General features: G+C 62.7%; 18 protein-coding genes. 9 read left to right on the plus strand and 9 right to left on the minus strand.

What is annotated here, in order from left to right; all coding sequences use genetic code 11:
* Position 1: 1 nt before the first annotated feature.
* From RA29_RS19865 to RA29_RS19875, 3 genes are read left to right on the plus strand one after another with little or no spacing between them, the layout of a single operon-like run.
* Positions 2–619, plus strand: a complete 618-nt coding sequence (locus RA29_RS19865; protein WP_039689325.1) for a hypothetical protein — start codon at positions 2–4, stop codon at positions 617–619.
* Positions 616–1,530 carry a carbohydrate kinase gene (locus tag RA29_RS19870; RefSeq protein ID WP_039689327.1) on the plus strand — a complete coding sequence of 305 codons (915 nt, stop codon included), beginning with the start codon at positions 616–618 and terminating at the stop codon, positions 1,528–1,530. Before RA29_RS19865 ends, RA29_RS19870 begins: the two co-directional genes overlap by 4 nt.
* Positions 1,531–1,534: 4 nt before the next feature.
* Positions 1,535–2,200: a D-lyxose/D-mannose family sugar isomerase gene (locus RA29_RS19875; protein ID WP_039689329.1), complete on the plus strand. Its 666-nt coding sequence runs from the start codon at positions 1,535–1,537 to the stop codon at positions 2,198–2,200.
* Here RA29_RS19875 and RA29_RS19880 read toward each other — a convergent pair.
* Entirely contained in the window at positions 2,187–5,591 is a 3,405-nt protein-coding gene (locus RA29_RS19880; protein WP_039689331.1) for an indolepyruvate ferredoxin oxidoreductase family protein, read from the minus strand. The genes RA29_RS19875 and RA29_RS19880 overlap by 14 nt on opposite strands.
* Positions 5,592–5,713: 122 nt before the next feature.
* On the opposite strand from RA29_RS19880, the gene RA29_RS19885 reads away from it, so the two are divergent.
* A complete protein-coding gene (locus RA29_RS19885) occupies positions 5,714–6,172 on the plus strand; it encodes an Lrp/AsnC family transcriptional regulator (protein ID WP_039689333.1) in 459 nt (152 codons plus the stop codon).
* Here RA29_RS19885 and RA29_RS19890 read toward each other — a convergent pair.
* Positions 6,169–7,059, minus strand: coding sequence for a LysR family transcriptional regulator (locus tag RA29_RS19890; protein ID WP_039689335.1), 891 nt, complete (start codon positions 7,057–7,059; stop codon positions 6,169–6,171). The genes RA29_RS19885 and RA29_RS19890 overlap by 4 nt on opposite strands.
* Positions 7,060–7,158: 99 nt before the next feature.
* Here RA29_RS19890 and RA29_RS19895 point away from each other — a divergent pair, with 99 nt between their 5' ends.
* The 3 genes from RA29_RS19895 (at position 7,159) to RA29_RS19905 (ending at position 10,539) form a co-directional block, all read left to right on the plus strand.
* On the plus strand, positions 7,159–7,794 hold the full coding sequence (locus tag RA29_RS19895; protein ID WP_052249815.1) for a YceI family protein: 636 nt from the start codon (positions 7,159–7,161) through the stop codon (positions 7,792–7,794).
* 3 nt (positions 7,795–7,797) lie between these two features.
* A complete protein-coding gene (locus tag RA29_RS19900; RefSeq protein WP_039689337.1) occupies positions 7,798–8,538 on the plus strand; it encodes an SDR family oxidoreductase in 741 nt (246 codons plus the stop codon).
* Between the two features lie 603 nt (positions 8,539–9,141).
* A complete protein-coding gene (locus tag RA29_RS19905; RefSeq protein ID WP_039689339.1) occupies positions 9,142–10,539 on the plus strand; it encodes a pyridoxal-dependent decarboxylase in 1,398 nt (465 codons plus the stop codon).
* An 8-nt stretch (positions 10,540–10,547) separates the two neighbouring features.
* Here RA29_RS19905 and RA29_RS19910 read toward each other — a convergent pair whose 3' ends face one another.
* The 4 genes from RA29_RS19910 to xylF all read right to left on the minus strand — a co-directional run bounded on the left by RA29_RS19910 (position 10,548) and on the right by xylF (position 14,632).
* A complete protein-coding gene (locus RA29_RS19910) occupies positions 10,548–11,483 on the minus strand; it encodes a glucokinase (protein ID WP_052249816.1) in 936 nt (311 codons plus the stop codon).
* Positions 11,483–12,229, minus strand: a complete 747-nt coding sequence (locus RA29_RS19915) for an ATP-binding cassette domain-containing protein (RefSeq protein WP_052249817.1) — start codon at positions 12,227–12,229, stop codon at positions 11,483–11,485. Before RA29_RS19915 ends, RA29_RS19910 begins: the two co-directional genes overlap by 1 nt.
* Before the next feature lie 14 nt (positions 12,230–12,243).
* Positions 12,244–13,509 carry a sugar ABC transporter permease gene (locus tag RA29_RS19920; RefSeq protein ID WP_039689343.1) on the minus strand — a complete coding sequence of 422 codons (1,266 nt, stop codon included), beginning with the start codon at positions 13,507–13,509 and terminating at the stop codon, positions 12,244–12,246.
* Positions 13,510–13,654: 145 nt separating this feature from the next.
* Positions 13,655–14,632: a D-xylose ABC transporter substrate-binding protein gene (xylF, locus tag RA29_RS19925; protein WP_052249822.1), complete on the minus strand. Its 978-nt coding sequence runs from the start codon at positions 14,630–14,632 to the stop codon at positions 13,655–13,657.
* 218 nt (positions 14,633–14,850) lie between these two features.
* On the opposite strand from xylF, the gene RA29_RS19930 reads away from it, so the two are divergent.
* Both RA29_RS19930 and RA29_RS19935 read left to right on the plus strand, forming a co-directional pair.
* Positions 14,851–16,053 carry an ROK family transcriptional regulator gene (locus RA29_RS19930; RefSeq protein WP_039689347.1) on the plus strand — a complete coding sequence of 401 codons (1,203 nt, stop codon included), beginning with the start codon at positions 14,851–14,853 and terminating at the stop codon, positions 16,051–16,053.
* Complete coding sequence (locus RA29_RS19935) at positions 16,046–17,575, plus strand: CRTAC1 family protein (RefSeq protein ID WP_052249818.1); 1,530 nt, start codon at positions 16,046–16,048, stop codon at positions 17,573–17,575. The genes RA29_RS19930 and RA29_RS19935 overlap by 8 nt, the downstream gene beginning before the upstream one ends.
* Positions 17,576–17,861: 286 nt before the next feature.
* Here RA29_RS19935 and RA29_RS19940 read toward each other — a convergent pair whose 3' ends face one another.
* The 3 genes from RA29_RS19940 to RA29_RS19950 all read right to left on the minus strand — a co-directional run.
* Positions 17,862–19,166, minus strand: coding sequence for a cytochrome c peroxidase (locus RA29_RS19940; protein ID WP_039689349.1), 1,305 nt, complete (start codon positions 19,164–19,166; stop codon positions 17,862–17,864).
* Positions 19,147–20,454 carry a xylose isomerase gene (gene xylA / locus RA29_RS19945; protein ID WP_039689351.1) on the minus strand — a complete coding sequence of 436 codons (1,308 nt, stop codon included), beginning with the start codon at positions 20,452–20,454 and terminating at the stop codon, positions 19,147–19,149. The genes RA29_RS19940 and xylA overlap by 20 nt, the downstream gene beginning before the upstream one ends.
* On the minus strand, positions 20,451–20,960 hold a 510-nt coding region (locus RA29_RS19950), incomplete at its 5' end, for an FGGY-family carbohydrate kinase (protein WP_039689381.1). The genes xylA and RA29_RS19950, both read right to left, overlap by 4 nt.

A 20,960-nucleotide genomic window follows, 5' to 3' on the forward strand; every position in this document is an offset into this window, starting at 1 on the left:
GATGACCCTCGACCAGATCTGCGCGCAGATCCTCGACCGCCCACCTGCGCCCAACCGGCGGCTTGTGGCGGTCGTAGGTCCCCCGGCCAGCGGCAAGAGCACGTTGGCATTGAAACTGGCTGCGCGACTGACAGACATGGGTGATCCCGCAATGGTCGTGCCGATGGACGGCTTTCATCTGGATGAGCGGCTCTTACAGGCCGACGGCACGAGTAACCGCAAGGGCGCGCCGCATACCTTCGATGCATATGGGTTCCTACGTCTGGTTTGCGCACTCCAATCCAAGGACCCAGTGATTTTCCCGATCTTCGACCGACAGCGCGAGATCGCCATCGCCGGTGTGGGCCGCGTCGATGCGACATGTCACACCGTGCTGGTCGAGGGGAATTACCTGCTGCTCAATCAGCCGCCTTGGGACGAGCTGCATGGCCTTTGGAGTTATTCGGTGGCACTCCACCCCAACCTGAGTACCCTCACCGCCCGGCTGCATGCACGCTGGGCAGAACACGGCAAACCCGACGCGCAGACCTGGATTGACACAAACGACATGCCCAATATCACCACGGTCCTGAGCCAGTCGGCACCCGCTGATATCACCCTAACGGAGAGCCCTGAATGATCCTTTGCGCGGGCGAGGCCCTGATCGACATGATCCCCAACGCCGACGGCGCCTATGTGCCACATGTGGGAGGTGCCGTCCTGAACACAGCCGTGGCCTTGGGCCGTCTGGGCGAGGATGTCGGTTTGGTCACAGGCCTGTCCTCCGACCCATTTGGCGCGATGATCGAGGATCACCTGAGGGCGAGCCAGGTCTCGGTCGATCACGCCGTGCGCAGCGACCGCAACACGGCGCTGGCCTTTGTTCACCTCGAAAACGGCAATGCCACGTACACCTTCTACGACGACGCAACGGCCACGCGGAACATCCAACCCATTGATATCGCTTCTGTCCCCGCGGGGACAAAGGCGGTATTCTTCGGTGGCATTTCCCTCTGCAACCCGCCGGTAGCGGACAGCCTGCTCGACCTTGCCCTGTCCCAGCCGTCGGATCGGCTGGTCATGGCGGACCCCAATATCCGGCCCGGTTTCGTGTCGGATCACGACGGCTACCGCACGCGGTTGACCAAGCTGATCGGACGGGCCGACATTGTGAAACTGTCTGATGACGACATCGGCTGGCTCGTCCCGGATGGCGATCTGAATGCCAAGGCGCGAACCGTGCTCGACCTCGGCCCCAAGATGCTGCTCCTGACAGAAGGGGGCGACGGTGCCACCGCCCACCTGGCAAACGGCACAATGGTCCGTGCCCCCGCGCAACAGGCGCAGGTCGTCGACACCGTCGGCGCAGGTGATACGTTCAATGCAGGCTGTCTTGCCGCCCTGCGCCGCGCAGATGCCCTGCACCCCGCAGCCATTGAAACGCTGAACGAAGCGGCACTCAAAGACATGCTCTCCCTCGCTGCCCGCGCCGCCGCCATCACCGTGTCGCGCGCAGGCGCCAACCCGCCCTGGCAAGAAGAACTGGACTGACCCCATGAAACGATCCCGCGTCAATGACATCCTTGCGAACGGTGCCGACTTCTTTGCCAAGCACGGCTGGACCGTCCCGCCCTTCGGCACATGGACACCGGACGAGATGCGCAGCGACAAGGCCGCTCATATCCGCGACCGGCGCCTCGGCTGGGACATCACCGATTATGGACAGGGCCGGTTTGACGAGATGGGCCTGTTCCTTTTCACCATGCGCAACGGCGATCTGGGCGAGATGGGGCAGCAGGGCGCGATGCTCTACGCCGAAAAGCTGATGATCTCGCGCCAGGACCAGCTGTCACCCATGCACCGCCACGTGCTCAAGACCGAAGACATCATCAATCGCGGCGGTGCGACACTGGTGCTGGAGCTGTTCACTTGCGATGCAGAGGGGCAGATTGACCGCGATGCCGATGTACATGTCCTGACCGATGGCGTGCCGGTGACACTGCCTGCGGGCGGGCACCTCAAGCTGCCCGTGGGCGCATCCGTGACTTTGACACCGACCACTTGGCATGCCTTTTGGGGCGAAGGCGGCGATTGCCTGATCCACGAGGTCTCCACGGTGAACGATGATCTGACCGACAATATCTTTGCAGAGCCCATCGGGCGCTTTTCGGAAATAGAGGAAGACACAGCGCCCACGCAACTGCTGGTCAGCGACTACTAGCGCGCTCCAGCGCGGCATCGGCTTCGGGCTTGAGCCGCGCGACCGCCTCGGCTCTGACAGGACCGTAGCCGCGAAATTCCAGCGGCGCGGACAGGAAGGTACGTGCGGCATTTGCATCGGCGGTGCCTTGGCTCAGCCGCTCTAGCCCCGCGATGTACCAGTCGATCAGCGCGCGTTCTTCACGCCGCTCAGCGGTGTATCCGAATGGGTCCGCCCACGTGCCACGCAACCCTTTGCCCTTGGCCAACAGCCGCATGGCGCGGTGCATCCAAGGCCCGAAGGTCCGCTTCACAGGTCGCCCCCGCGCGTCCTTGCGCCAAGACAGGAGTGGCGGCGCGAGATGATGATGGACGGCGAAGTCGCCGGTAAACTGGTCCGAGAGGCTGTCGTAGAACCCGGTATCGACGTGCAAGCGCGCGACCTCGTATTCGTCCTTGTACGCCATCAGCTTGTAAAGCGCGCGCGCCGCGATCTTGCGGCCATCCTCGGAAAACGCTGCCGTATGCGAAGCCAGAGCCTCACGATACCGCGCGGCATAGCCGGCGTCTTGATAGTCAACCAAAAGCTGGGACCGATGCGCGATGATCTCATCCGCCGTGTCCGGCGTCTTCGCTGGCGCGCTTGGCGCCAAAACCGAAGGGTCACTTGCCCAGATCCGACCCAGGTCAAAGGCGCGCGTATTCTGATCGACCGCCACCCCGTTCAATCTGATCGCCTGCTTCAGCGCCACTTCACTGACCGGAACAAGGCCCCTTTGCCAAGCCGCACCCAGCAGCATCACATTGGCAAAGACGCTGTCGCCCAGATACCGCTCGGCCAGCGCGTTGGCGTCAAAGGCTGCGAGGTTCTGCGAACCAATCACCTCTGCAATCGCCCCCTCGCGCACATCGACGCGCAGGCTTGCATCGCGGTGCAGAACCAGATCGCCCGTCGGCATCTCCGCCCGGTTCAGCGCCATCCGCGTGCCGGAATGGTAGTGCGCGGACGCCTTGGGGGCCGATGACACGACGATATCGCACCCGATCACCGCATCTGCTGCCGCTTCCTCGATCCGCACCTGATGCAGCATGTCGGGCGACCGCCCCAACCGGATATAGCTGAGCACCGTCCCAAACTTCTGCGCAAAACCGGTGAAGTCCAACACTGACGCTCCCCGCCCTTCAAGATGCGCAGCCATGGTGACCAACGCGCCGACGGTGATGACCCCGGTACCACCGACGCCAGTGACCAGCAGGTCGTAGGGCGCGTCGAGCGCTGGCAGTTCCGGCTGGGGAATGCCGGAAAGCGCCGCCTCCACATCAAACGCTACCGGTTCCGGTGCCCTGCGCGCCGCCCCCTCGACCGTCACGAAGCTGGGGCAAAACCCCTGAAGGCATGACATATCCGCATTGCAGGTCGATGGGTTGATCCGCCGCTTGCGGCCCAAAGGCGTCTCCAACGGCTCCACACTCAGGCAATTGCTTTCAACCGAACAATCGCCGCAGCCCTCGCAAACCTCCGGGTTGATGACGGCAAAGGTTTTGACCGTGGGCAGGGTGCCTCGCTTGCGGCGACGTCGCTTTTCAGTGGCGCAGGTCTGTTCATAGATCAGGACGGTGACGCCGGGAATGTCGCGCAATTCCCGTTGCACGGCGTCCAGCGCCGCACGATCGTGAAAGGTGGTGCCGGGCGGAAAGGCGCCCCTGTCAAACTTGCCCACATCATCCGACACCAGTGCGATCCGGTCCACGCCCTCGGCCCGGCTGGACCATGCAATCGCCTCGACGCTCACAGGGCCGTCCACCGGCTGCCCCCCGGTCATCGCGACCGCGTCGTTATACAGCACCTTGTAGGTGATGTTCGTCCGCGCGGCGACGGCTTGCCGGATGGCCAGTGCGCCGGAATGGTACCATGTCCCCTCCCCCAGGTTCTGGAAGATATGCTTGCCGCCGTTGAACTTCGATGCCGCGACCCAAGGCACGCCTTCGCCGCCCATCTGGGCATAGCCACCCGTCTCGCGATCCATCCAAGAGGCCATGACATGGCAGCCAATGCCAGACGCAGCCTTTGACCCTTCGGGCACCTTGGTCGACGTGTTGTGCGGACAGCCCGAACAGAAGTAAGGCGTGCGCGTGGCACCTTCGACACTCAGTAGCTTGGGCGGCACCTGCAACGCCTTGGCCCGCGCTGGCAGATCCAGATCAGGCACAAACGCATCCAACCTCCGGGCGACGAGCGGTGCGAGGAGCCGCGGGCTCAGCTCCCCCGTCCACGGCACCAATGGCGCGCCTGTCTCGTCATGTTTGCCCACCATACGTTCAGGAATGTCGCGTGGCAGATCATAGAACGCTTCCTTGAACTGGCTCTCAATGATCCCGCGCTTTTCCTCGATCACCATGACCTCGCGCTTGCCCCGGACAAAGGCGCGCGCATCACGCAAGGCCAGCGGCCAGACCATGCCGACCTTGTAGATGTCGATGCCCCGCGCCCGGCACGTCGCCTCATCCAGCCCCAAGAGGCGCAGCGCCTCCATAAGATCCAGATGCGCCTTGCCCGTTGTCACAAACCCGAACGGCGCGCACGGTACATCGTAGATCCGTCGATCAATCGGGTTCGCCTCGGCAAAAGCTTGCACCGCCTCAAGCTTGTGCCCGATCCGCGTCTCAATCTCAGGGCTCGGCAAGTCAGAGGGACGAATATGCAACCCACCGGGTGGCGCCGTGTAATCTGGCTGCGCGAAAACGGGATCAGGCGGCAACACCACCGATGCGCCACTTTCCACCGTTTCGGATATCGCCTTGAACCCCACCCATGTGCCCGAAAACCGGCTGAGCGCGATGCCCCACGCCCCGAAACTCAGGTATTCCTCAACCGAGGCCGGGTTCAGTGTCGGCATGAACCAAGCCATGAAGGCAACGTCCGACTGGTGCGGCATGGACGACGATACGCACCCATGATCATCCCCTGCCACAACGAGCACACCGCCCAGCGGCGACGACCCATAGGCATTCCCGTGCTTCAGCGCATCGCCCGACCGGTCCACGCCTGGGCCCTTGCCGTACCACATGGAAAAGATGCCTTCGCGCGTGCAGTTCGGATCCAGCACAGCCTGCTGGGCTCCTAGCACGGCAGTGGCCCCCAGATCCTCGTTCACGGCAGGCATAAATGTGATGTCAGCGGCCGCAGTCCGATCCCGCGCTCGCCACAACTCCATATCAAGCCCCCCCAGCGGCGACCCGCGATAGCCAGACACAAAGCCGCCCGTGTTCCGCCCCGCCGCCCGATCCCGGCGCGCCTGATCCAGCATGATGCGCACAAGGGCTTGTGTCCCAGTCAGGAACACACGCCCCGCAGTACGGTCATAGCGATCAGTTAGGGCATAGGTATCGAAACGGTGGCTCGGGTCAGACATGGCTACCTCCTGTCCGCATTATGCGGGCCAGGGCATGGCAAGAGATTTCAGTTTTGCGGCGGACCGACGATCAGTTGAAACAGAATATCGCCAAGGGAATAGAATTTGGCTAAATTACCCGCATGCACCTTGATCGCCGCGACCAAACTCTTCTCAAACACCTACAAGCGGACAGTCGTATCTCCAACGCTGATCTCGCGGAGGCGGCCGGCATGTCCCCTTCTGCCTGCTGGCGCCGGGTCAAGGCGCTGGAGGAAGCCGGGATCATCGACCGCTACGGCGCCATCCTGAACCCCAAGGCCGCGGGCCTGCAGTTCCAGGCCATTGTCCATGTCCAACTCGCTCGCCATTCGGAGGATGACCTGACCGCCTTCATCCGCGCCATCGAAACCCGGCGCGAAGTGGTGGAATGCTATGCCACGACGGGGCAATCGGACTACCAGATGCGGGTACTCTGCGCCGATCTCGACACCTACAACGCCTTTCTGGAAACCTTCCTCTTCCGTCTGCCCGCCGTCGCCAGCGCCCAAACCAACCTCGTGCTGCGCGAGATCAAAAAGAACACCGGCATCGCGTTTTAACGCAGCCGGGCACGCAGAAAGTCGATCACCGCCCGCACCTTGGTCGGCAAATAGGCGCGGCTCGGGTACAGAAGCCACGCGCCGGTATCAAAGGTGGTCGCTGTCACCTCGTGTTCGGGAAACAGGTCCACCAGCGTGCCGCGTTCCAGATCACCATCCGTCATCCAGTCGGCCAGCAAGGCGGGTCCCAACCCCTCTCGCGCAGCCGCCCGCAACGCCAATGCGTTCGAGATCAGAAGTGGCCCATCAACCCCCACAACCGTCTCTGCACTGCCCTGCCGAAACCGCCACTCGGTGCGATACTCGGGCAGCGTCATGCGCAGGCAGGGACGGTCCGCCAAACCCTCCGGCGCAGCGGTCGCACCGTGCGCTTGCAGGTACGATGGCGCCGCCACCACGCGGTACCGCGTCGACATCAACCGGGCGCTGATCAGATCGCCCTTGGGCGCAGGGGCCAGACGGATCGCAAGGTCAATCTGCCCCGCGACAAGGTCCACGGTCTGGTCACTCAGAGTTAACTCCAAAACAATCTCGGGCAACGCACGCCGCAAAGCCGCAAGCTGCGGCACCAACACCTCCTGCCCGAACGCCACGGAGGCTGTCAGCCGCACATGCCCCGACGGCTGCGCACTGATCTCCGCCGCCGCATCGCGCGCCAGATCCAGATCATCCAGCAACGGCCCGATCCGGTCGAGATACAGCGCCCCCGCCTCCGTCAGCGTCAACTGTCGGGTTGACCGCTGGAACAGACGCAACCCCAACTGCGCCTCAAGCCCCGCCACGGTCCGACTGACAGAACTGGGATCGACATCCAGCACCCGCGCGACGGCGGCAAAGCTTTGATGCCGTACAACAAGCTGAAGGGTGCGAAGGGCAACGGTGTCCATTCGTGCATTTTATGCATCAATCATATGCAGGCAATCCCATTTTTTGCACATGGCGCAGCAGTTAGGTCGGATGCACATTCACCTAGACCGGAGATCACGATGTACCGCACCCTACCCCTTGCCGCCCTGCTCATGGGCACCCTGCCCGCCCAAGCCACCCCAACGGAATGGACACTCGATCTCGGCCACACCCATATCGGTTGGGAAATCAACCACATGGGCCTCAGCCGCACCGTGGGCCGCTTCAACAGCTACGACGGCACCTTCCTCATCGACGAAGAAAACCCGGCGAATTCACAGATCACCTTCACCATCGACGCAGACAGCATCGACAGCAATCACGCCGACCGCGACGCACACCTGCGCCATGCCGACTATCTGGATGCAGAGACCCACAGCCAGATCACCTTCACCTCGACCGACATCCTGATGCTGACGCCCACCTCCGGCAAGCTGACGGGCGATCTGACGATGCGCGGGCAAAGCGCGCCGGTGACGCTCGACTTCACCATGGTCCGTGACCGCACCTATCCAGACTTCATCCCGAACTACGATGAGGTGCGCGTCGTCGGGTTCGAGGCCACCGGCGAGATCCTGCGCCTTGATCACGGCATGGACTTCATCGCCTTCATCGACAGCCCCACAGGCCTCAGCGTCGATGTCGATCTGCATTTCGACCTGGTGCAATGCGCCGGCACACCCGACACCAACATCCCCTGCACCTGGGGGCGCTGAACCATGGAGTATGTGAAAGGCAAGACCGTCGTCATCACCGGCGCAAGCAAGGGGATCGGGGCGGCCGCCGCCCGGATCCTTGCCAGGCAGGGCGCGCATGTGGTGCTGGCGGCCCGGTCCACGCAGGCCCTCGCCACCCTCGCGAAAGAGACCGGAGGCACGGCCATCCCCTGCGATGTCAGCGACTTCGACGCAGTGCAAAAGATGATGGCAGCCGCTGGCGACGTCGATGTGCTGATCAACAACGCGGGCCTGATCGACCCCATCGCACGTCTGACCGACAGCGACCCGGACGCATGGGGCCGCGTGGTCGATGTGAACGTCAAGGGGGTCTACCACGGCCTCCGCGCCGCCCTGCCCGGCATGATGGCCCGCGGCGCTGGCACGGTGATCAACATCTCCTCGGGCGCGGCGACCAGCGCGCTTGAAGGGTGGAGCCACTACTGCGCCACCAAGGCTGCCGTCCTGTCCCTGACCCGTGTGGCGGACAGGGAGGCACGCGGCGCAGGCGTGCGGGTCATGGGCCTCTCCCCCGGCACAGTGGCGACCGACATGCAACGCGATATCGCCGCCTCCGGCATCAACCCGGTCAGCCAATTGCCATGGGACGCGCACATCCCCGCCGATTGGGTGGGGCAGGCCATCGCGGTTCTGATGGGCCCCGAAGGCGACACATGGCGGGGTCAGGACTTTTCCCTGAAAACGAAAGAAGGCCGCAAGATCGCGGGCCTGCCTCCGCTCTGACGGCATTGAAAAGGATGACAGCACGGGCTTCTCCACTGCGGACCGACACAACTGTTACACGCAACAGCAGGCGATACCCGGCAACGTATCGCGCAAGAGGAACACCGCTCCAGAGCCTTTATCGCTGTACCAACCAGTCCGAATTCCCTGTTTCCAAAAAATCCCGGGGGAGTCGCCAAAGGCGACGGGGGCTGGCCCCCTCAAAAATGTCGTCGCGCAGCGTCCTTACTCAGCCCCCAGACGGCCAGCATCCTGATCGACATCACGGACGGGTCGGCGCTGCATCCCGGCGTGTGGAACACGGCATTGCGAGGATGCACGCCAAGCGCTCACCGAATGTCCCGACATCGCAGGCATCTCCTTGTCGATGGCAGTGCTACCGGTTTGGGTATTATAGCACAAAGAGCCTTGTAATAAGATCCGTCCACTTCGGACCAGACAGCAAGAACCCGGTTCGCGGACAGCAACATCTTTGAAGGCCCCGGCACGGCAAGCCTCTTCTCAAAGTGCAGCCAATCGTGGCACCCTGAGACGAGCGGAGGACACCTCCGCCTTACGACATCGTAAGGCCCATCCAGATGCGCCTCGCCTGAAAGGACACCCATGAGCTGGGACGACTTCGCCAAACACGCCAAGGACGCAGCGGACTGGGGTGCCGCCTATCACAAAACCATCCGCGACCGCCCCGTTCGTGCACAAACCGCACCCGGCGACATCGCCGCGCAATTGGCGGATACCCCACCCGAGGAAGGCACCGACCTCGCCAATATCATGGCCGACTTCGAACGCATCGTGATGCCGGGCATCACCCACTGGCAACACCCGCGCTTTTTTGCCTATTTCAATTCGAACGCCGCCCCTGCCTCGGTGCTGGCCGAATTCATTGCCTCGATCATCGCGCCACAGTGTATGCTCTGGCAGACCTCGCCCGCCGCGACCGAGATGGAAACGCGCATGATGGACTGGCTGCGTCAGGGCCTTGGCCTGCCAGACACGTATCAAGGCGTCATTCAGGACAGCGCGTCTTCAGCCACCCTCGCCGCCGTCCTGACCATGCGCGAACGCGCGCTGAACTTCCGGGGCAATATCGACGGGCTGCACGGTCAATCCGCACTGCGCATCTACTGTTCCGATCAAGTCCACAGTTCCATCGACCGCGCCATCTGGGTCGCAGGCATCGGCCAGGACAACCTGGTCAAGATCCGCACGACGGGCGATCTGCGCCACATGGACCCGATTGATCTTGAGGCGGCCATTGCCGAGGACAGGTTGGCCGGTCGCATCCCTGCCGGGGTCATCGCCGCCACTGGCGCTACTGGTATGGGCGCGTGTGATGACCTGGAATCCGTCGCTGCAGTGGCCGAAAAGCACGGGCTCTACAGTCACCTTGATGCGGCATGGGCGGGCACCGCGATGATCTGCCCCGAATTCCGCACGCTTTGGACTGGCGCCGACCGCTTCGACAGCATTGTCTTCAACCCGCACAAATGGCTGGGCGCGCAGTTCGACTGTGCGGCGCACTTCCTGCGCGACCCGGACCAGCTTCGCCAAACCCTCGCGATCCGGCCCGAATACCTGAAAACCCATGGAGCCGAGGACATTATCGACTATTCGGAATGGTCGATCCCGTTAGGCCGCCGCTTTCGCGCGCTCAAACTCTGGTTCCTGATGCGCCACTATGGGATGGAGGGACTGCGCACCCGCATCCGCAATCACGTGACGTGGTCTCAAGCCCTCTGCGAACGCCTGCGCGCCGAAGACGACTTCGAGATCGTGACCGAGCCCATCCTCTCGCTCTGGACGTTCAAGGCGAAGAGCGCAAGCGATGAGCAGACCCAAGCGCTTGTCGAGGCAATCAACACTGACGGGCGCATCTACCTCACGCAAACGAGTGTCGACGGCCAAAAAGTCATTCGCTTTCAAGCGGGGCAATTCGACTGCGAGGAGCGTGACTTCGACGTTGCGTTTGAGACAATCACCGGCATCGCAAGAAGCCTATAAACCGAGCACTAACCCACCCGTGCCAGCAACCGCGCAGCGCAGCCACCCAAGGCCACTGTATCGGACACAAACAGGAACGCTGGAATGCGGGCAAACTGCCCGTCAAAGCTGCCATCGGCCCGCAAAGGGGCCAGCACCCGCTCACGCCGTTCGGGCTCCATCAGGAACTTCGCAAGCGAGCCGTTGAAATAGAACCCGGCGCGCGGAAAGTAGGAATAGGCCAGCTCCCGCACCATCAGGCCAAAGGCCTCGGTACAGGCGTCCAGCGCTTCAAGCGCGCGGGGGTCCTCGGATTTCGCCAATTCCTCGGCGCTGTCCACGTCCACACCGATCACATGGGCAAGCCGCAGCAGGCCAACGCCGGAAAACAGGTTCTCGACAGAGTCAAAGCGGGATGTGTCGGGAATGCGGTCCTGCAGGATCGACATCACACTCGACGGCAGGCTGGCGTGCCCTTGTTCGGAGGTGAAAACCGTCCCGCTTTCCATATTCACGGCCGACACGTTGAACCCTGTGCCAAGCCCGACGACCAGTGCCTGACCCGCCCCACCAAGCGCAGCACCGTCATGCAGCGGTTCGACGGCATCTTGCGCTACAGTGGGCACCGCTTGCCCCAACGCCTCAAGATCGTTCATCAGAACCACCTCGTCCGCGCCAAAGGCTGCGGCCAACGCGCCCGCGTCGAAATCCCAGTTCCGGTTGGTCAGCTTTGCCTTGTCACCCGCCACAGGCCCCGCAACCGCGATCACCACCTGCGACGGCACAGACCGCCCGTCCAGATAGTTGGTCGCAAGATCGAGAAAGCTGCCGAAGTCAGCGTTCGGGCACTTCACGACCGTATCCGCGATGACCCCATCGCGGTCCACAAACGCCAGTCGTGTGTTTGTTCCACCAACGTCAGCGACCAGGCCAATGGCCTGATCCAGCGCCCCTGCATCCTGCATTACGATTCGCCCGGTTTCTTGCCCAAGATGATCATTCCGAGCAGGTCATCGTCCGTCACATCAGCAACGTCAACAGTGCCCACCAGCTTTCCATTTTTCATAACGGATGCGCGGTCGCACAGCTCCATCACGTCGTGAATATCGTGGCTGATCAGGAAGATGCCGATGCCCTCGGCCTTCAGCTGCTGGATCAGTTCCGACACCATTTGCGTCTCGTGCGGGCCAAGGGCCGCAGTGGGTTCGTCCATGATCAGGATGCGGGCGTTGAAGTAAACCGCGCGTGCAATGGCCACCGACTGGCGCTGACCACCTGACAGTGCGCTCACCGGATCCTTGAACTTTTTGAAGTTCGGGTTGAGCCGCGCCATGATCTTGCGGGTCTCGGCCTCCATCGCGTCGTCATCGACAAAGCCGGTCGGCCCTACCAATTCGCGCCCCAGAAACAGGTTCGACGCGGCATCAAGGTTATCAGCCAGCGCAAGCGTCTGGTAGATCGTCTCGATGTTGTAGGTCCGCGCGTCACGCGGATTGTTGATCGTGGCCTTTTCGCCGTTGATCAGGATTTCACCCGTGTCCATGGCATAGGCGCCCGACAGGATCTTGATCAGCGTCGACTTGCCCGCGCCGTTGTGGCCCAACAGACCCACAACTTCGCCCGGTTTCAGGTCGACCGAGACATGGTCCACCGCCTTGATCCCGCCAAAACTGATCGAGATGTCCTTCATTTCGACAAGAGGTGTCGTCATAGCAAAGTCCTCCCTCAGACGCCGGCGCGGCGGCGATAAACGATGTCGATCCACACGGCGAGGACCAGAACGAAGCCCACGACGATGTTCTGCAAGGGCGCATCCACCCCGACCGAGGCCATGCCCGATTGCAGCGACTGCATGATCAGCGCGCCGATGACGGCACCATAGATCGTGCCAGCGCCACCTGACAAAGCAGTGCCCCCGATGACCGCAGCCGCGATCACGCGCAACTCGTCCAGCGTGCCAAGACCCACGTCCACCGCGTTCAGACGGGCCGAAGCGATGATCGACGCGATCCCTGTCAGGGCACCCATAAGGGCAAAGACCTTAACCGTCAGCAGCCGCGTGTCGATGCCGGACAGCGACGCCGCCTCGGGGTTGCCACCGGTGGCATAGACATAGCGGCCAAAGCGGGTGCGGGTGGCGATGATGGTCATCACGATGGTGACGGCCAGCAGGATCACCACCGGGATGGCGACGCCGTGGTTCCAGACCATGCCATCCGTATATTCGATCCCGCGCGCTTCGGTCATGCGGCGCATGGCGCCCCGTGGGATCGGATAGCTGTTCATGATCCAGACAAAGGCCATGATCAGGCCTGCGGCCATCGCCATCAGGATGCCTTCGGCCCAGACCGGTTTGACGGTGAAGCCATGGGTCGCCTTGCGGCGGCGGCTCAGCAGCATGATGGCGACGGCAACCACGGCAGCAACAGTGCCGAACACCCAGCTGAGTGTCTCACCCAACGTACCCTCGGCCCCACCGCCCAGCAGGCGGAAGATGGGATCAAGCGGGGCTTGCGTCTGGCCCTTGGTGACCCACCACATGGCCCCTCGATAAATCAGGAAACCTCCGAGCGTGACGATGAAGGCGGGCACGGTCAGATAGCCGATCACCCAGCCTTGGGCTGCGCCCAGCACGGCCCCCATCAGGATGGCTGCAAAAACGGCGATGACCCAGATCATCGGGTGGCCCAAGCCCAGCACCGATGGCAGCCACTGCACCTGAAGCGCTGCAACGGTCATGCCGATAAAGCCCAGCATCGAGCCGACCGACAGGTCGATATTGCGGGTCACGATCACGAACACCATGCCTGTCGCCATCACGGCAACCGATGCGGTCTGTACGCTCACGTTGAAGAAGTTGCGCGGCGACAAAAATCGCCAGTCGGTGAAAAAGCCGAACACGATCCAGATGACGACAAGCGCCCCGATCATCCCCAACAGCCGGGCATCGAGGCCCAGCTTGTCCATCATTGATTTGGCCTGGTCGTCCATGTCCCCTGCCCTTTTTACCCGGTTGCTACGGCACAGCGCGCCCGTCCGTGGGAAAGCCCCCCGTCGAAACGTGCCGCAATGTCTGGTGAAATCTGTTTGGTCCGCCCCGGCACGCACATGCGCCGGGGCGGGGTATTATGTGGCCTTACTGGCAAACCGCCAGCGAAGAACCTGCGCAGAGCGCGTCTTTTTCGATCCAGCCTGCTTCGAGGACAACGTCGAGGTTGTCCGCTGTCACCGGAACCGGCTCCAGGAAGATCGAGGTCATGGTGGTGCCGCCGGGCGACGTCCACTCGGCTGCGCCGTCCACGTCTTCGCCCTTGGCCAGCGACACGGCGATCTCGCCTGCTGCTGCACCCAGTGCGCGTGCGTCTTTCCAGACCGATACAGTCTGCGTGCCGGTTGCCACGCGGTTCAGCGCGGCGTGGTCACCGTCCTGGCCCGAGACTGGAATGCCTTCCATGCCTTGCGCGGTCAGAGCAGCCACAACGCCACCGGCAGTACCGTCATTCGAGGCGACAACAGCGTCAACGTTGTTGTCGGCTGCAGTCAGGATCTGCTCCATGTTGCGCTGCGCGTTCGCAGGCACCCAGCCGTCGGTATAGGCTTCGCCAACGATGATGATGTCACCTGCGTCGATGGCAGCTTGCAGCACCTCTTGCTGTCCGCCCCGCAAGAAGTCGGCGTTCGGGTCAGTGGGCGAGCCCTTGATCATCACGTAGTTGCCCTTGGGCATCGCTTCGAGCACGGCGCGAGCCTGCATCCGACCAACTTCGACATTGTCGAAGGTCAGGTAGAAAGCGCGGCTGTCTTCGATCAGACGGTCATAGGCGACAACCGGAATGTCCTCATCCGCGGCAGCCTGAACGGCGGGGCCCACGGCAGACGCGTCTTGCGCCAGGATGATCAGCGCGTCTGCACCTTGGGCGATCAGCGATTCAACATCGGAAAGCTGTTTGGCCGAGGACGACTGCGCGTCAGCGGAGATGTAGGTGGCGCCAGCGGCTTCAAGAGCGGCCTTGATTGCGGCTTCATCGGTTTTCCAGCGCTCTTCCTGGAAGTTCGACCAGCTCACACCCACGGTCACCGCGTGACCGTCGGCCAGAACCGGCGAAGTAAGCATGGTGGCAGCCGCAAGGGCGCCCAAAAGCGTGCGTCGTTTCATTGGTGTCCTCCCAAAAGACATGCCCGCTGTCGTACCTTTTGCAGCGGGTGTCCCATTGTTAGCCACTTAAATTCGAAAAGCAAATTAAATTGGACAGCTTTCGAAAAAACCGGCATCATCCTACGTATAGGCTGCGGGCTTCGGCACGCGGCGGGAGGAAAAAAGAGAATAAAATCATGGCATTCGGTCACCAGAAGGTCGAAAGCAGACGGCTACTTCTGCGCGAGATTTCGCGGCGCGGACCCGTGCCGCGCATCGATCTGGCAGAGCATACCGGCATCAGTCGCGCGACTGTAACATCGGTCACGGCCGACCTTTTGCGCGGCGGATTGATCGAAGAAGTGCCCCGCGAATCACGTGCCGACGAATCAGCACGGGGCCGTCCACGGGTCGATCTTAAGATCGCCGGTGGGGCACATCTGATCGCCGGCCTGAAGGTCTCGAACGATTCCATTTCGCTCGTCCTGCTGGATTTTGACGGCGTGGACGTCACCCACCACGAATGTGCGATCCCGAGCGGTCGGTTGTTGCCCGAAGTTCTGGCGCAGCATATTCAATCCGGGCTGACGGACCTCGCAGAGAAAGTCGGGCACAAACTGTCGGACATCTCCGCTGTGGGTGTCGGGTTGGCGGGTGTGGTCGATGCGCAGAACGGTCTCGTCTACTGGTCGCCATCGCTGAACGCGCGCAACGTGCCGTTTGGGAACGTTTTGCACGACCGCCTGGGCATTTCCGTCTACCTCGACAACGATGCCAACCTCGTGGCTATGGCCGAACTGACCTTTGGTCTGGGCAAGTCGCATTCGGATTTCATTGTCATCACCATCGAAAGCGGAGTTGGCATGGGCATGGTGCTGGGCGGTCAACTCTACCGCGGCACGCGCGGCTGCGGGGCGGAGTTCGGGCATACCAAGGTGCATCTGGACGGTGCACTATGCCGCTGCGGCCAGCGCGGCTGTCTGGAGGCCTATATCTCAGACTATGCGCTGGTGCGTGAAGCCTCCAGTGTGGGCGGCATGAGCCTGACCACGCCCACCAGCCAGGCGGTTGCCACCGTACTGACAGCCGCCAAAAGCGGTGATCCGACGGCGCGCAAGGTTGTCGACCGGGCGAGCAAGATGTTTGCGATGGGCCTCGCAAACCTTGTGAACATCTTTGACCCGGAATTGGTGATCCTTGCGGGCGAACAGATGCAGTTCGACCACCTCTATGCCGACACGGTAGTCGAGGAGATGCGCAAGAGCATCGTGGAGATCGACAAGCCTGCGCCGGACGTCGTGGTGCACAAGTGGGACAATCTGATGTGGGCGCGGGGGGCGGCTGCCTATGCGCTGGAGTTTGTGCAAGACACGGCAGTCAAGGCGCTGGAAGATGCTTGAATCCAAAAGATTTTTCAAAAAGTCTGACGTAGGCTGGGGCCTCGTCGCTGCGCTCCTCGGTCTGGCACAACCGGCCTTGGCCGCCGATCCCAAGTTCACTCCGGTAGATGTTCCCACGCATGTCTATGACGGAGGTTGGGAGCATTTCGTGGGCGGTGGCTTGGCCGTGCTGGATTGCAACGGCGATGCGCGCCCTGATCTTGTGGCCGCCGGTGGGAGCAATGCGCCGCTTGTTTTGCGCAACATATCGGACGGTGGCATCGCGTTCGAGAAGGTGGCCGCATCCGGTGTTGATATGATCGGCACGACGGGGGCCTATCCGCTGGACATCGACAATGACGGATTGATGGATCTGGTCGTGATGCGCGTGGGGCGTGACGTAGTCCTGCGCGGTCGCGGTGACTGCACGTTCGAGCCGATGGCATTTCAGTTCGAGGATAAGTGGACCACCGCTTTTTCCGCGACTTGGGAGGACGGACAGTCTGCGCCGACCTTTGCCTTTGGTCACTATGTCGATCGCAGCGATCCGGATGGACCGTTCGAAGCGTGCGATATCAATGACTTATGGCGACCTGAGGGAGATACCTACAAGGTGGAAGAGCTTGCGCCGGGGTATTGTGCGCTGTCGATGCTGTTTACCGATTGGGCGCGGACGGGGCGGGCTGATCTGCGGGTGTCGAATGATCGGCACTATTACGTGCGCGACGGTGAGGAGCAGATGTGGGCGATGGAACCCACGCCGCGGCTTTATACCGAAGAAGATGGCTGGGCGCGGCACAAGCTGTGGGGCATGGGCATTGCCACCCGCGATCTGGATCGGGACGGGCGGGATGAAGTCTATCTGTCCTCCATGGGTGACCAGCGGCTGATGCGGCAGGTAGGCGATGGACCGGCATTTCAGGACGTGCCGTTCGAGATGGGGAGTGCTGCGCACCGGCCTTATGTGGGCAGCGACGGGCGCCCCTCGACCGGCTGGCATATCGCCTTTGGCGACGTCAACAATGACGGGCGCGATGATGCGTTTATTGCCAAGGGCAATGTGCAGCAAATGCCCGGTCTGGCGATGGAGGACCCGAATAACCTGTTGATTGCGCAGGAGAATGGCACCTTCGCGGAAGCCGGGGATGTGGCAGGCGTGGCCTCGATGCACCGGGGACGCGGGGCGGCTTTGGTGGATTTCAATGGTGACGGGCTGCTTGATCTGGCCGTGGTCAACAGGCGGGCGCCGCTGGAGATCTGGCAGAACGTCAGCGCAGATACGGGCAACTGGTTGAGCGTTGCGGTGATACAGGAGGGTGCCAATACGCGGGCCGTTGGCGCGTGGATCGAGGTGGATGATGGGGTCGCTGTGCAGGCCCGCGAGATCACGGTCGGCGGGGGCCATGCGGGTGGTGTCTCGGGACCGCAGCATTTTGGATTGGGCGAGGCCGAGACCGTTCGGCTGCGGGTGCGCTGGCCGCACGGTGAGTGGTCCGAGTGGGAAGAGACAGGCGTGAACCGGGGGGTGACCCTTCGGCGCTGAGGGCGCGATTTGGGCGGCGCGTTTACCTTATTTTCATAGGGATTGACGCCCAAAACAGGGTGTCACCCCCTGTGCACCATCCGTACACCCCCTGTGCACCCCCATCGGGCGGTCCTGGGTTGGTTAACGCAACGTGCGGCATCCCAAAGAAGGGCGCTGCGCGACCACATGATTTAGGGGGCTCTGCCCCCGCCGCTGTGCGGCTCCCCCGAGGTATTTTTAGCCAGAAGAAGAGGGCTTGTCCTGTGCAGAGGCCACGTAAGCGGGTTACGCCCGCCCCCCAGTCCTATTGATCCACGGGCAGGCCGCTGGGCACTGCAGCGGGGATGCCGAGTGCGCCGCGGATGCTTTGCGGATCCGTGAGGGCGTTGAGGAACGCGAGCAAGTCGTCCACCTCTGCATCGGTGAGCGCAATGGGGGCGAGGTCATTGGCGGCGGCAATCGCCTCCATTTCTGTCGCATCCGTCAGCACGCGCATGTCATCGGCATCGAATCCCGGCATGATGGCTTGCGTAATGTCATAGCTGCGCAGGCTGGCCACCGGATCGAGGTGGTGGCGCACGACCCCTTCGAGCGTGGCGTAGGCGCCGCTGTGACCGTAGGGCGCGGTTTGCGCCACGTTGCGCAGGGGCGGCGTGCGGAAGGCGTAGGCATCTGACGGATCGCCCGTGACCCGCATCCGGCCGGTATCTTGCGCGTGGCTTTCGAACCGCGCCGCCTTGCCCGGCCCGATCTGGGGCATAGCGATGACGTGGAAGGCGTGGTCGGTCTGGAAGCGGCCCGAATGACACGTGGCGCATTGCGCCTTGCCGTAGAACAGGTCCATCCCGCGCATGGCGGCTGGCTCCATCTCCGTCCCGTTGCGCAGGTAGAGGTCGAAGGGGCTGGCGACACCGCGCCATTCGAAGTCGAGGAAGGCGGCGAGCGCGTCAGAGATGTGGGTAAAGTGGATCGGCGTATCTCCGATCACTACGTCAAACCGCCCGCGATATTCCGGGATCGCCTCGATCCTTTGCGACAGGAGATCCCACGCCCCACCCTGCCCGGTGATCAGACCCTGACGGACGGCCTGACTGATCTCATTCTCGCTGTAATGCCCGGCCATCTCGTCCGCCGACAGGACCGGGAACATGGATTGCGCGGACAGGGCGGAGGCGAAGCCCATTTCCATCTCGGTGCCCAGCGGCGTGCGGATGCCGGAGGGGCGGGTTACGTCCTCTTCCAGACGTCCATCGTGGAAGAACACGGTGAATTCCGTGGCCCCGAGGTTGAAGAGCGGCGGCGCGTTGCGGGGGATGCGCTGTTCGGGCAGGTTTTCGGGATCGGCCATGCGATCCGGGCCAAGACCCGCGGCCCCGTCGCCCAGACCCAGAGACACCCCGTCGCCAGTGGCGAATTTGGGGTGGTGGCAGGTGGCGCAGCTGACCGTTTTCGACCCCGACAGGATCGGATCGTAGAACAGGAGCCGCCCAAGTTCGACCTGCGCGGCGTCCACCTCGGGAAACACCGGTTCTTCATAGGGCAGATCGGCGGCCCAGAGCGGGGCCGCCATCAGGGCAAAGGCTGTGGCCTTAGACGAAACGCGAGACATAGTTCTCCAAAATCTCCTGCCGGCCCGAATGGGGTTGTGGCTCGATCCCCTCGGCGATGACGCGATCCGAAATCGACGCCAGATCGCTGCCAAGCATGGCCTGCGCTTCGGCAGTCTCCCACCCGGCGTAGCGCGTCTTCAAAGCGTCTTCCAAACCGCCATCCTCGATCATTGCCGCCGCAGCTTTGAGGCCACGCGCGCAGATGTCCATGGCGCCGACATGGGCCGCAATCAAATCCTCGGCATCGAGGCTTTGCCGCCGCAGCTTGGCGTCGAAATTCGTGCCGCCTAGGCCCAGCCCCCCGGCCTTGAGGATATGGTAGTAGACAAGCGCCACCTCGGGCACATTGTTGGGGAACTGGTCGGTGTCCCAGCCCGACTGGTAGTCGTTGCGGTTCATGTCGATCGACCCCAGCATCCCGTCGGCGGCGGCCACAGCGATCTCGTGCTCAAACGAGTGCCCCGCGAGGATGGCGTGCCCCTGTTCAAGGTTCAGCTTCACCTCATCCTCAAGCCCGTATTTGCGCAGGAAGCCGATGCAGGTGGCGGCATCGAAATCGTACTGGTGCTTTGACGGCTCCTGCGGCTTTGGCTCCACCAGGATCTGCCCCTTGAACCCGATCTTGTGCTTGTACTCGACCACCATCGACAGGAAGCGGCCCATGTGGTCCAGTTCCTGCCCCATATCGGTGTTGAGCAGGGTCTCGTACCCTTCGCGCCCGCCCCAGAGGACGTAGTTTTGTCCTCCGAGCTTGAGTGTCGCGTCCATGCACCCCTTCACCGTGGCGGCGGCATAGGCGAACACGTCCGGGTCGGGGTTGGTCGACGCGCCCGCCATCCAGCGGCGGTGCGAGAACATGTTGGCCGTGCCCCAGAGCAGGCCCACGCCCGTCTCTTCCATCTTCGGCCCAAAATAGTCGGTGATCTCGTTCAGCCGGTCGAGGCTTTCGGCAAAGGTCGCCCCCTCGGGCCGGATGTCGGCGTCGTGCCAGCAGAAATAGGGCACGCCCAGCCGCGCAAACATCTCGAACGCCACATCGGCTTTCATCTTGGCGCGGCCCATGTCGTCTTGCGGGTGCCAGGGGCGGACAAAGGTCTGACCGCCGAAGGGATCGCCCCCCTCCCACGCAAAGGAGTGCCAGTAGGCGACGGCGAAGCGCAGGTGGTCCTCCATCCGCTGACCAATGACCATTTCGTCCGGGTTGTAGTGGCGGAAGGCCATGGGGTTGGTGCTGTCGGGGCCTTCGAATGTGGCAGGCGGGACGGCGTCAAAGAATCCAGTGGTCATGGCATGGCTTTCAGTTTGGGATACGCGCTTGCAAAGGCGGCGTAGGCTTCATCATAGGCGGACACGAGGTCGGCCTGCGGCTCGATCACATCGGCGATGGGCGGTTTGGTCATGATGGTGGCGGGGTCTGCGCCGGTGTCACCGCACATGGCGATCCGGGCCGCACCGAGAGCAGAGCCAAAGGCACCCTCATCGGGCCGTTCCAGAGGAATGCTGAGGGTCGTGGCCAGCATCCGGGTCCAATAGTCCGATCGGCTGCCACCGCCGATGGCGAGGGCCGAGGGGAGTTGCGCACCGGTGGCTTTCAGCGCTTCGAAACTGTCGCGTAGGGCGAAACTGACGCCGGTCATCACGGCATGGGTGAGGTCCGTAGGGCCCGATGCGATGTCGAGCCCAGTGAGCCCGCCCCGTACCTGCGCATCGTTATGCGGTGTGCGTTCGCCGGACAGGTAGGGGTAGAATTTTACCGGGCCGGGTGCTGTCGGGTTGTCGCCCAAAGCGCCCGA

This window comes from Tateyamaria sp. ANG-S1, assembly GCF_000814025.1.
Lineage (GTDB): Bacteria > Pseudomonadota > Alphaproteobacteria > Rhodobacterales > Rhodobacteraceae > Tateyamaria.